Annotated in this window: 13 protein-coding genes; all 13 read right to left on the bottom strand. The window is 69.3% G+C overall.

Annotated features, from left to right (window positions below):
* On the bottom strand, positions 1-1,089 hold a 1,089-nt coding region (locus tag VN520_RS04740; RefSeq protein ID WP_325745564.1), incomplete at its 3' end, for a SpaA isopeptide-forming pilin-related protein.
* Positions 1,090-1,178: 89 nt separating this feature from the next.
* The gene (locus VN520_RS04735; RefSeq protein ID WP_325745563.1) at positions 1,179-2,441 is read right to left on the bottom strand and encodes a hypothetical protein; all 1,263 of its coding nucleotides are present in this window, start codon (positions 2,439-2,441) and stop codon (positions 1,179-1,181) included.
* A 198-nt stretch (positions 2,442-2,639) separates the two neighbouring features.
* Positions 2,640-3,107, bottom strand: coding sequence for a hypothetical protein (locus VN520_RS04730; RefSeq protein ID WP_325745562.1), 468 nt, complete (start codon positions 3,105-3,107; stop codon positions 2,640-2,642).
* Positions 3,104-3,514 (bottom strand): hypothetical protein, encoded by a 411-nt coding sequence (locus VN520_RS04725; RefSeq protein WP_325745561.1) that lies wholly within the window; start codon positions 3,512-3,514, stop codon positions 3,104-3,106. Before VN520_RS04725 ends, VN520_RS04730 begins: the two co-directional genes overlap by 4 nt.
* Positions 3,515-3,527: 13 nt before the next feature.
* Positions 3,528-3,947, bottom strand: coding sequence for a hypothetical protein (locus tag VN520_RS04720; protein WP_325745560.1), 420 nt, complete (start codon positions 3,945-3,947; stop codon positions 3,528-3,530).
* 251 nt (positions 3,948-4,198) lie between these two features.
* Entirely contained in the window at positions 4,199-4,726 is a 528-nt protein-coding gene (locus VN520_RS04715; RefSeq protein WP_325745559.1) for a hypothetical protein, read from the bottom strand.
* 228 nt (positions 4,727-4,954) lie between these two features.
* Positions 4,955-5,590 carry a hypothetical protein gene (locus VN520_RS04710; protein ID WP_325745558.1) on the bottom strand — a complete coding sequence of 212 codons (636 nt, stop codon included), beginning with the start codon at positions 5,588-5,590 and terminating at the stop codon, positions 4,955-4,957.
* 205 nt (positions 5,591-5,795) lie between these two features.
* Positions 5,796-7,829: a peptidoglycan DD-metalloendopeptidase family protein gene (locus VN520_RS04705; RefSeq protein ID WP_325745557.1), complete on the bottom strand. Its 2,034-nt coding sequence runs from the start codon at positions 7,827-7,829 to the stop codon at positions 5,796-5,798.
* The gene (locus VN520_RS04700) at positions 7,829-8,449 is read right to left on the bottom strand and encodes a hypothetical protein (RefSeq protein ID WP_325745556.1); all 621 of its coding nucleotides are present in this window, start codon (positions 8,447-8,449) and stop codon (positions 7,829-7,831) included. The genes VN520_RS04705 and VN520_RS04700 overlap by 1 nt, the downstream gene beginning before the upstream one ends.
* Positions 8,450-8,552: 103 nt before the next feature.
* Positions 8,553-8,915: a hypothetical protein gene (locus VN520_RS04695; protein ID WP_325745555.1), complete on the bottom strand. Its 363-nt coding sequence runs from the start codon at positions 8,913-8,915 to the stop codon at positions 8,553-8,555.
* Positions 8,875-10,035: a DUF2637 domain-containing protein gene (locus tag VN520_RS04690; protein ID WP_414719767.1), complete on the bottom strand. Its 1,161-nt coding sequence runs from the start codon at positions 10,033-10,035 to the stop codon at positions 8,875-8,877. The genes VN520_RS04695 and VN520_RS04690 overlap by 41 nt, the downstream gene beginning before the upstream one ends.
* Before the next feature lie 251 nt (positions 10,036-10,286).
* On the bottom strand, positions 10,287-10,802 hold the full coding sequence (locus tag VN520_RS04685; protein WP_325745553.1) for a DUF6884 domain-containing protein: 516 nt from the start codon (positions 10,800-10,802) through the stop codon (positions 10,287-10,289).
* A gap of 166 nt (positions 10,803-10,968) precedes the next feature.
* On the bottom strand, positions 10,969-11,167 hold a 199-nt coding region (locus VN520_RS04680; RefSeq protein WP_325745552.1), incomplete at its 5' end, for a hypothetical protein.

Genomic DNA, 11,167 nt, shown 5'->3' with positions numbered 1-11,167 from the left:
GATGGTGTAGGTGCCCGGCGGGAGGTTGTCGACCTGCCAGAGGCCCTGGCTGTTGGTGGTGCCCTTGGCCACCGTCTTGTTGGCCTCGTCCTTGACTTCGAACTGGACCCCGGACAGCGGCTTCTTGGTGTCGCTGGCGGTCTTGAGGAGCTTGATGCTCCCCTTCAGCGCGTTGACGGTGATCTTGAGCTGGGCTTCGGCGCTCGTGGTGCCGCCGGCGACGAGCATCCGCTGTGCCTTGTCGTTGGCGGGCAGATGGGCGATCAGTGTCGAGGCGGGCAGGTTCTTGGCCACCGCCTTCAGCTCGACGGTCCCTGCCTTGGCGGGGGTGATGGTGGCTGTGGCGACGCCTTCGTCGTTCGTGGTGACGGTGCCCGCCCCGGCGACGGCACCCGCCCCGTTGAGCTGGATCTGGACGCCGGGGACCTTCTGCCCGGACGCGGCGGTGACGTCCAGCGTGATGGTGGTCTTCTCGCCGGGCTTGAACGCGGCGGGGGTGTGCACGTTGACCTTGTACGGGCCGGCCAGTTTGCCCGCCTCGGTGATGAACCCCTCTGCCTTGGTCTTCACCTCCTTCGGAACGTTGGGGTACGAGACCCGCTCCAGCGCCCGCTTGCCGTTGGGCAGGGCGTACGTGCTGCCCTGCTCGAGGAAGCTGTACACGGCCGCGTCGACGGCTGCGGCCTGGCTGTCGTTGGCGGTGTCGCCGTACTTGGACAGCACGTACGCGGCGCGGGCGGTGTTCTCCTTGGAGACCTGCCGACCGGTGGCCTTCGAGGTCCAGGTGGTGACCTCGGTGGCCTTGCCGTACTGGCCGCCGGCTGCTGGACCGGCGAGGGTCGGGTCGGCGCAGTAGGCCCGGCCGGTGATGCCGCTGACCGGGGCCCCCGGCGCGCCGTACGCACCCAGGTGGGAGGCGTCCGGCTTGTTCTGATCATCGGGGATGGCAAAGCCCGGTCCCCATTTGTCCGCTGCGACCGCGTTGGGGGCGGCGCACAGCGCGGTCGCGCCGACCAGGACGGCTGTGGCGAGAACGGTCGAGCGGCGTAGCGCCTGGCCCGACGCCGGGCGGCGTGTGTTCAGGGTCAAGGTGTTTCTCCGTGCCGGTGGGGCCGCAGTTCAGCCCCGTCTGCTGTGCAGCATCGTCGGCAAAGCGGACACCTCCGCCCGGGGCGGGTTCAGTCGGTGATCGCAGCCTCGCTCGACGAGGCGGAGGTGGGGGTGATCTCCTTGGCCCATTGCAGGGCCTTGGTGCGGACCGGCTCGGCGATGACGTCGGGGATGCCCATGCGCCGGGTCAGCTCGGCACTCCGGGTCTCGAATTCCGTGCCGTAGTCCGTGATCCGCCCTGTGATCAGGCGCTGCCTTTCCGCTGTGCTGTCCGCGTCCTGCGCCTGGGTGGGGTGGGGGTAGTCGATCTGCCAGGACGCGGCGGCAGAGGCGAGGCGGCTCCATCGAGGCTGGAGGGCTCGCAGGGCTGCTCGCTGGCCGGGGGTGGTGCCGCTGATGCGCTGGCGGACGATCGCTCCGGCGTCCCCGGTGAGCTTCGCGCTTTCGGGGTCTTCCAGTTCCAGTGCGGCGAGGCGGACGGTGATGAGCTGGTCGATGTCCTCGGTGGTCAGCTCGGCGGCGTTGATGACGGGAAGGTCGTGCTGAGGCCGCTGCCAGATGGTGCGGGCTTCGACGTGGACGCGTCCGGTGTCCTCGATGGTGACGTGAAGCCAGCCGCGCGGGCCGAGGTCGTCGGAGAAGCCGCGGGTGAGGGAGGAGCCGGTGTACCAGACCTGCCCGGGGCCGTCGTGGTCGTGACCGGGTACAGCACCGAGGGAGTGGTAGTGGGAGAGCAGCAGCGCGTCCCATCCACGGTGGGCCCACTCCAGGGGGATGGGGCGTTCTTGTCCCTCGGGGTTGATGCAGTGGTAGAGACGGCCGTCGGCTTCGAACGTGCCGTGGCAGACGAAGAGGTTTACGTGGCCGGGCAATGGGACGGGGTCGATGTGGATGCCGGCGTCGGCCAGGGAGCGGTCCAGGCCGTAGTGGGACACTGCGTGGATGGCGAGGCCGTCGGTCGGCTGGTGGATCTCGTACAGGCCCGGGTAGGGGCCGGTGCCGTCGCCCGGGCCGCGGCGGGGGTCGGGGTAGACCGCGTGCATGCCGAGATCGGGTCGGTGCATCGTGCCCATGGCGGAGATGTCCGTTCCCGCGCCGGCGCAGTGGTTGCCGCTGTTGCCCAGGCCCCAGATGTTGGCCCGGGCTCGCAGGTCGTCTACGCGGTTGGCGTGTTCGACGTCGCGCGGCAGGGGCCGGGCCCGGTGGGTGAGGTCACCCCCGTCGATGATGCCCTGCACCCCGGCGTCGAGCATGGCGTGCATGGTCAGGTCGTGGGCGAGGTGCCCGTCGACAACGCGCTGGTTCCAGCGTGTCTGAGGGTGCAGTCGCATGCGGGGGTTGTGGTAGCCGAGGTGCTGGCAGCCTCGGATTCCGAGGGTGTAGGCCACAGGGGGTGCCCTTTCTGGTGTGGGTCCCGCCTGTGCTGTGGCGGACATCAGGTCACGCGGCCGCGAATCTTCTCCCAGCGGCGCCTTGGCGGTGAGGGCGGCTGCCTATGTGAGCTCCGGTGCCGGGCGCGCCGTTGTGCCTCAGGAAGCGGAGCGCTGGCGCCAGGCGATGAGTCGCAGGATCTGGTTGGCTAGCTTTTCGGCTTCGGCATCCGGCAACTGCACTTCGATCTGGCGGCCGGCCGCCGTCTTCGGGCCGTCTGTGATGTCGACGGTGAAGCAGATGTGATTGTGCGCCTGTCCCTCCGCCGCGGCATGGCGCAGCAGTTCCTCTTCGGTCATCTGCTCGGGGGCCGATGCGCGGGCGACGGCAGATACCTGGGTGGCGAACGCGCGGGGGAAGGCGAAGCTCGTCACCGTGGCGAGCCAGGGGCGCCCGCCCCCACGGGGGCGGCGCCGTCGACGGTCGATGTCGATCTTCAGGAGGCTCAGTTCGGCAGCCTCGGTGATCTGGGCAAGGGTGGTGCCCTTCTCCCGGGACAGGTCCAGGAGCTCGCGCAGTGCGGTCTCGGCGAGCAGAGCCGACGGGGTGGCGTGTCCGTTTCTCACCGTGCCGGTCCTTCGAGCTGGCGCGCCCTGGCCGTGAGGGGCTTCCCAGATGGCTGGGTGGAGTCGAAGTTGGCCAGCTTGGCCCGGAGCTCGTCCTTCTCCACGTGCTTCCAGTGGATGCGGCCGCTGTCGTGCCGGTACTGCTCGGCGTAGTGCTCGCCGCCCGCTCCGGTACCCGCCGGCCAGTGCTCCACGATGGTCACCTGGAAGGGCTGGCGCAGCCCTTCCAGGGTGAGGCGGATCTCGGCGGCGGCCGTCTCGATACTCATCGTGGGTTCGGTCGTCTCGGTGACCACAGCGAGGATGCGCTGCTCGTCCAGCTGCCATATGCGGCACGGACGCCACACGAGCTGGTTGTCGTTGCCGAGGTAGCAGACTGGCGTCGAGTCGATCAGAGGGGCTAGCACCGAGGTCTTCCTCCTACTGGGGGGCTGAGAGCCCGTACTCTGCGGCGTTCTCCCCGTCGTACACCTGCGTCGGCGAATCTGCGGTGCGCGGGTCCGCGGCGGCCGCCGGCCCGCCGACGGCGGATATCTGCAGCGCCTCGTCTACCAGGTCCCGGGCGGCCTCCAGGTTCTTGCGCAGGTCTGCGATCTCACCAGCCGGGCACACCGTGAGGACAGCCAGGCTGGCTTCAATGCCGGCGCGGGCTTCCGTCAGCCTCTCGGGGCTGGCACCCACGCTCTTGTCGGAAGCCAGATCGGTCACCGTCTTGAGGTTCCGCTTGATCCGGGCGGTGACCGCGCGCAGGGCAGCTTCGATGGCCTTGGGCTGACCAGCCGCGAGGAGTGCGTCTCGCTCTGTCGGGTCGAACTGGACGAGCTGTACGGGCTGAGGCATGAGACAGGTCCTAACCGTCGGAGTAGGCGCCGTCGGGTGACCCCGAGGCGGCGCCTACTCTGCCTCCCGATCCGGACAACCCCCTCGAAGCGCCGCGGCTTCGGCTCGTGCGGGGGACTCGCCGGTCAACCCCCGGCAGGGGGTGGCGGAGCGTATGCCCTGCCGTCGCGGCGTACGCTGGCCGCGCAACGGCCTGGATCGTCCTGGTCTGCTGCCTCTCACCTGCTCGGCAAGAGGCAGCTTCGAGGTGGTCAGCTGGCGGCGAGCACGTAGACGTGCGTATGCAGGGCGGCGTCAGCGACGGCATAGCGGGCGTAGAGACGGCCGGTGGCGCGGTGGTAGGTGATGGACGCTCGCTGATGCCGGGCCAGGGTGCCCCGCAGGGATGCGCGTACGGAGGCCAGATCGAGCGGCGTCGGGTGGCCCCGCAGGACGCCCCGGTCGTTCCCCAGGAACGACTGCATTCCGTTGAGGGAGACGGTGTACAGCAGCGCTCCGGTCGCTGGGCGAAAAACCAGCGCGTCGAGGGCTTCGCGTGTGGCGCAGTTGGTGCCCGGCAGCGGCCGGTAGGCGGTCGGGAACGCGGGAGCGTAGGTGCCGTCCGCCGACGCGAGGACCGTACGGATCGCGTCGTCGGAGCGGCTGGTGTTCTGGTCGTCCAGAGTGGCCCACTGCCCTGCGTGGCGCAGGCCCCGGCGCCACGTCGCCCCGCTGGAGCTGACGACGTCGCCGTCGGTGAAACGCATCGCCACGAGGCTGGTGGGGGAGGCGGTGGTCATCTGCGGGCTCCGTTCGTCGCTGGGGTGATGCGGTGCAGCGTGCCGCCGTTCAGCGCCGTTTCCCATTCAGGGCGAAAACAGAGAAGGGCCGGGGTGCGCTTCGCCGAGTGATTCGCTACCTGCGCACCTGACTCGACGCCTTGTCACGCTTGTGGGTGTGTGCGGGCCCTCCGCTTGCCACGTGCTGCTCATAGGTGCGCGCACCGCACTTGCACACGATCTCGTCCATCACAGGAGGCCGAGTGTGGGCAGCGGGCCCAGGCCGTCATGGCGCAGGAGAAGGGCTTGTTCAGCGTCGGCCCACCCCCAGCAGCGGACAGTGTCCCGGTGCTCGTCGGTGGCTCGCACCAGGATCCGCCGTCGCCAGCCGAACAGACGGTCTCGCTCGAGGTCCGGGTCGAGAACCATCAGGCGCGTTCCGAGGCTGTAGACGAGTTCGTCGCCTGCCTGCACGCGCTCAAGTAGCGCGGCCTCGACGTACTTCAAGGCGAAGTCGTAGTGCATGTAGAGATTGGCCCGGCGGTGCCAGGCCGCGACAGACCGGGTGTCCGCCCCGGTGCCCTGTACAGGCATGTTCAGCAGCGTGCGCTGGTTGCGAAGGTACGCGGCCCGGTGCGTGGCAGGCAGGGTGGCGGTAGAGAGCAGTTCCGTCACCTGAAGCCTGAGGCCTCGGTTGTCAGTCTGGAGCAGGGCTACCTGGACGCCGAAGGGGGTGGAGTAGACCGTGTGAACGAATCCGGTGGCCCGGTGCGGTCCGGTGGCCTTCTGTCCGACCCAAGGCGCATGGTCGTCCTGGCACAGGACGGGGCGGCTCAGGTGCATGGGGTCGTTGAGAGGCAAGGGTTCGGATATCGCCAGGCTCATGGTCTCTCCGGTGTCGGGCTGCCGTGTTCGGCCGAAGGTCACCATCTGTGTCTCGGCCGTGCGAGGTGCGGCGAATCGGCATCCGCCGTGGGGGACGCGAGGCCTGCCGCCGGCCCTCCTGGGCCGGCGGCTGCTGCCAGCACGTCGCTCACCCCGGGGTGAGCCGACGCATCGGTCCGCATAGCCCGCGGTCTCCTGTGGCGCATCAGTGAGCTTCGCTGGTACCGCCGTTCGGCCCGACTGCCGTGGTGCCAGAGGGGATCTCGACGCGGTAGAACCCGATCAGCGGGTCCTTCTGCTCGGCCCAGGACCCGAATCTCACGGGGGACTTGCTGTTGGCGGCGTGGATGACCTTCTTGGTGGCCGGGTCCCAGACCATGGCGACGTGGACGGGGTTGGACTCGCTGCCGAAGAAGACGAGGTCGCCCGCCTGCGCCTGGTCGGCCGGGACCTTGTGTTTGGACAGCTTGGGAAGCTGGGCGGTGGTGTCTCCTCCGATGTTGAGCTTGCCGCCGGTGGCCTGGTAGTAGGCCCACTGGGTGAAGGAGCTGCAGTCGAAGTCGGCTGGGTGGTCGCCCTGGAGACGGCGGGCACCGTACAGGTAGGGCTTGCCGAGACCGGTCTGTGCCCAGGCGAGAGCCGCGCGTACGACCTCGGAGTCCGCTGCCGGCAGGGGCCCAGTGGCGCCGGCGCCGTCGGGGATGACGATCGCACCACCCGAGTCGGCGGCGCAGGCCTGGGCCTGGTCCTGGGCCTCGGCGTACTGATCATTGCCGTAGGTGGGAGCGGTGGTCGTCTTGCCGCTCATCCAGTCCTTGGGGTTCACCGGGCCCGGGCCGTTGTTCTGCCCGGGCTTGTGCGGGTCGCGGACACCAGGCAGGCGGACCTCCCAGTGCAGGTGGGCACCGGTCACGTTGCCGGTGGCGCCTACGTTGCCGATGTGCTCCCCGCGCTTCACCTCCATGCCGACCCGGGTGCCGAACGTCGACTGGTGGGCGTACCAGGTCTGGACTCCGCCCGCGTGCTCGATCTTGGTGAGGTTGCCGTAAGCGCCTCCGTCACCGACGAAGATCACCTTGCCGTCGGCCGGGGCGTAGAAGCGGGCACCACTCGGAGCGGCGAGGTCGATGCCGGTGTGGCCGGCCGACCACCGTCCGCCGCTCTGTCCGAACTCGGCGGTGAAGGTGAAGGTTCCCTGCTTCATGGGCCACTGCCACCCGGCCGAGTTGACGCCGGAGGGCCCGCTGCTGGACGGGGTGCCGCTGCCCGGCGTGGGGGTGGATGCCTGCGTCGCCGGGGTGGTGGATGTCCCGGGGGTGGAATCGAGCGGGGGCGTTGACCAGCTCTTGGCCGGAGCGGACTTGATCTGTGCTGCGTTGGTGACCTTGGCGTTGAAGTCGTTGACCGGCTCGGGGATGCCGGAGGCCTTACCGAGGGTCGGAAAGGACGGGTTCTTCTTGATCGTGTCGGCGAGGTGCTTCTGCCAACGCTCGATCATGGTGCTGTCGCTGGAGAAGACGCCCCGGTAGCGGGCGGACTGGGTGGTGACGACCCGCATGTAGGTGGTGTTGGACACTGTGGAGCCGGAGTACCGGCGCAGCGCGTTCCAGGAGTCGGTCTCGGCCTTGAGGGCATGGATGTAGTTGGCTGCGGCGAAGGCCGCATCCTCCACGTTGTAGCGGTCCTTGATGCCGTCCCCGTTACCGTCGCCGCCGTATTGGGCCCACGCCGGGTCGCCGAACTGAACGATTCCCTTGTAGCCCATGCCGTTGTCTCCGCCGGGAGCGGCGGAGGGGTCCTGTCCGTAGCGGGTCTCCTGGTACATCTGGCCGGCGATCAGCGTCCAGTCGAGTCCCGGGTACCGGGCTGCGGCCCGGATCGAGGCGAGCATCATCCGCGGGGGTATCTCCGCCCGTGCGGTGTCGGACGGGAGGTACATGCCCTTGCCGGGCATGATCGGGTTGTAGGCACCGCCACCGGGGACACCGGTCGAGCCCTGCTGTGCTGAGGCGTCGTCCAGGCATGCGGCCTCCGCGGACTTCGAGCCCAGGACTCCGACGATCGCACCGAACGCGGTGAGGAAAGCGACGGCGACAGCGCAGAAGGCTGCGAGACCAGCGAGCAGCCACCACTTCCAGCGTTTGCTTCCTCCGTACCTGCCGGCGGCACGCGCCGCCGTGCGCCGGGCGGCGGCCGCCGCTATCTTCCGGGCGGCGAGCGCGGCAATGGGGGCGGCCATCAGCTGTTCTCCGTAGTGCCCGCGTCGCCGACGCCGGCGAGCTGCAGGCCGGAGATCTTCCACTCACCCTTGGTGTAGGTCGCGGTGATCTGGAAGTCGGTGCTCTGGCTGGTCTCCTCTTCCTGGTGGAGGCGGACAGTTGTGGAGGCGAGGGTGGTCACCGACCGGCCGGCGCCGTCGACGGGCGCATTGCTGATCACGGTGTCGCGCTTGAGGTCGGCTGTGGCAGTGGAGGAGCACTTCGTCCGCTCGCACTCGGCCCACGCCCGCCCGGTGGGCAGGGTGGTCTGGTCGACGATGGCCGGTGAACCGTCGGTGAGCTCGCGGGCCTTGGCCGTCCAGGCGGCGGCGTCCGTGCGGTAGGTGTATGTGCCGAGGGTGGTCAGGTACTCGCGCATCACCGTGTGGGCGGCCGCGAGTTCTTGGGGTTCGATGACAGCTGGGACGGAGTCGACCGTCCCGGTCGGCGTACTGGGTTCGCTCGTGGTGTCCGGCGCAGTAGCGGTGGTGTCCTTCTTCTCCCCCTCGGGGCTGCTGCGGTTGAGGGCGACCGCCAGGCCGACGAAGGCGGCCAGGGCGATCAGGGCGGCGGCGATGATGACGGCGCGGCGTCGTTCCACGGGGACTCCCTGGGACGGTCGGGGGCGTATACGCCCGCGACCGTAGGGAGCAAACCGGACACCTTCTGGGGAGCTCGTGCAGCAGCTGCTTCAGGCAGTGTTCTCAGGCTGCTGCGGCTCCGCGGGTGGGCCACCACTCGTCGTGGTCTTCCTGTCGGCACAGGGCACAGCGGCCGTCGTGTTCGGTGGTCATCCCGCAGGCGCAGTTGCTGATCGGTCGTACGTCGACCGGCAGCTCCTCGCCACGCAGCGCAGCGAGACATGCCGGACAGAGCCCGTCGGGGAGATCGGTGCCGGCGGCCAGGCGGAGAGCCTCGTCGGGGACGACGGCCAGTCGTCCGCAGGAGGTGGGGAGCAGGGCGCCGGGAGGCGGGGCACCGAGAGATGCCGGCGTGGGGAGGATGTGCCGGTACCGGGGATCTGCGTCAGCGTGGGGGCTGTACGGATTGGGTGCGATGGAACTCATGGGGGCTCTTCTCATGCGGTACGGGTGAGGGGGCGGCGTCAGCGGGAGTGCCAGTAGCGGTGTCGATCGTTTCGGAGGCTTGGGACTCGCCCTCCTCGGTGGGGTCGGGGACGACTTTCAAGCGGCTGCGCTCTTTGCGGAGCGCGGTGATGTAGACCCGCACGGTGTTCTCGGTCAGCCCGAGGCTGGGCGCGAGACGCTGAGCCAGCTTCCGGGCGGACAGGTCCGCATCTGGCGAGGTCAGGGCGTCGTAAGCCGTCTTTACAGCGGCTCGACCATCTGCGGGTGGAGCAGGGGGTTCTTCCTCCTGGGGGGACGACGGCGGGCCTCCCTGCCCGGCGGTCGGGGTGTCTTCAGGCCGGTCGGGGGGTGGTGGTTCCTCCTGCGGGGTGGCGCTCGGCGGATCGGCCGGCGGCGGATCGGCTTGCGAGGTGGTCAGGGCGCCTTCGGACCGGTCGGGGGGCGGGGCGGGAAGTTCGGGTGCGTTGGATCGCTGCAGGACCGGTAGGGCATCGGCCTGCACGGGAACGCCGTACTTCGCCAGCCGCAACGGCATCAGGGCCTCGATGGGTGCTGTGCGCCGCCAGGCGGGCCCGTACCGCACTTCCAGCCCTGCTTCGTAGATCAGCCGGTCCTGCTCGAGCTTGATGACCTGGTCGTAGGAGCGAAGCTCCCAGAGCTTCATCCGACGCCACATCCGGAACGTGGGCACCGGCGACAGGATCCACCGGGTCAGCCGGACGCCTTCCATGTGCCGGTCGGCCGTGATGTCCGCGATGCGCCCGACCGCATGTCGGGCGGCTTCGACTGTCACGACGAACAGGACGGGGATGACGGCGTGCATGGCTGTGCCGAGCGGGTCCGGCCACGCCGCCGCGGCGTTGAAGGCGATGGTGGCGGCGGTCAGGAGCCACGCCGTCTGCCGGAGCAGCGGGAACGGGATTCTGATCCAGCTCAGCAGCAGATCGAGGGCGAGCAAGACCACGATCCCCGCGTCGACGCCGATCGGGTACAGGCGGGCGAAGTCGCCGAACCCTTTGGCCTCTGCGAGGTCTTGGACAGCCGCGTAGGAACCGATGAAGCCGATCAGAGCGATGATCAGGCCGCCGCCGGTGATCACAGCGACGAGAAGAGCGTGAGCGCGTGGGGCCCTGGTGGGCTGCGGCTGCTCTACGTCGGGCGGGATCACTGGCGGACTCCCAACGGTTCTGTGGCCCTGGCTACCTCGCGTGGGGCATGGCCGCAGGTGCCGAGATCGCCGCGATGATCAGTACGGGTGGTCATGCGGCGCACGGTAGGGAGCGAAGCGGACACCTCCCGTGGAGCCGGCGCGCGGCAGGGTTCTCTCTGGGCCGGTCAGCGTCCGTGTGGTCAGGCCGGGCGCCGGGCGCGGTGGTCACGTAGGAGAGCTGCGGCTTCATTCCACCACTGGCGCCGGAGCTCCGGTTGTTCGGCTACCGCTCGGCACTGTCCGCGCTGCGTTCCCATGCCGCCGGTGAGCGGCCGCAGGCACTGCGGGATCGCGGGAAGGAGTCTGTGGGCGTAGCGCTTGCCGCCGAGGAAGATGACCTCAGCGCTGTGCAGGCCGAACGTGTCGGCCTGCTGGCGGAGGTGGTCGCTGGTCACCGAGGAAGGGTGATCGATCGTCATCTCGTACGGGATGAGGGGCTGGCTGACCGTGACAAGCCCGTGCAACGCTGAGGCGATCAGGATCTGGGAGGGGCTGCTGGTGAGTGCTTCTGCGGCAGCGCGCAGCGAGCGGTGGTAGTGCCCGATGTAGAGCTCCCCGGCCGGCACTGCCTGCAGGTTGCCGTCGGGCTTGTACTTGCGGGACTTGCGGGAACCACAGCTGATGATCACGATTCGAGGGCTAGGCGGGATGGGCATCAGCGTCTGTCCGAGCAGGTGTGCCGGGTGGGGCTGACGGCGTAGGCGACCGCCACGATGCCGATCAGGGCTGTCACCATCATCGCGGCAAGGGCAACGAGACGCATGGGCGTGGGGCTTTCTCCTCGGCGGGCCCGCGCGTACGCGCGGGCCCGCCCGGCGTGGGTCAGGCGGCCTGGACGACCGGCGGCAGAGGCTCGAACTCGACAGCGGGACGGAGCTGATACCAGCGGTGGTCGTCGAGGACGATCTTGTAGATGCCGAGCAGCGCGTTCACCTCCACGAGGCGCGCGCCGGGCTCGTCCAGCGCCTTCCAGGCCGTGCCCGAGAGCACCGTCTTTCCGGCGTACTCGTTGTCGAGGCCG

Origin of the sequence: Streptomyces sp., assembly GCF_035563135.1 — a bacterium.
Classification (GTDB): Bacteria; Actinomycetota; Actinomycetes; order Streptomycetales; family Streptomycetaceae; genus Streptomyces.
Note: the sequence above shows the minus strand (reverse complement) of the source record. Positions and strands in the feature narration are given on the sequence as shown.

Bases quoted from the DNA above. Each gene is read 5' to 3' on its own strand.
- VN520_RS04695 (WP_325745555.1), bottom strand. From the start codon at position 8,915: ATGAGTTCCATCGCACCCAATCCGTACAGCCCCCACGCTGACGCAGAT.
- VN520_RS04705 (WP_325745557.1), bottom strand. From the start codon at position 7,829: ATGGCCGCCCCCATTGCCGCGCTCGCCGCCCGGAAGATAGCGGCGGCC.
- VN520_RS04735 (WP_325745563.1), bottom strand. From the start codon at position 2,441: ATGCGACTGCACCCTCAGACACGCTGGAACCAGCGCGTTGTCGACGGG.
- VN520_RS04710 (WP_325745558.1), bottom strand. From the start codon at position 5,590: ATGAGCCTGGCGATATCCGAACCCTTGCCTCTCAACGACCCCATGCAC.
- VN520_RS04715 (WP_325745559.1), bottom strand. From the start codon at position 4,726: ATGACCACCGCCTCCCCCACCAGCCTCGTGGCGATGCGTTTCACCGAC.
- VN520_RS04685 (WP_325745553.1), bottom strand. From the start codon at position 10,802: ATGCCCATCCCGCCTAGCCCTCGAATCGTGATCATCAGCTGTGGTTCC.
- VN520_RS04720 (WP_325745560.1), bottom strand. From the start codon at position 3,947: ATGCCTCAGCCCGTACAGCTCGTCCAGTTCGACCCGACAGAGCGAGAC.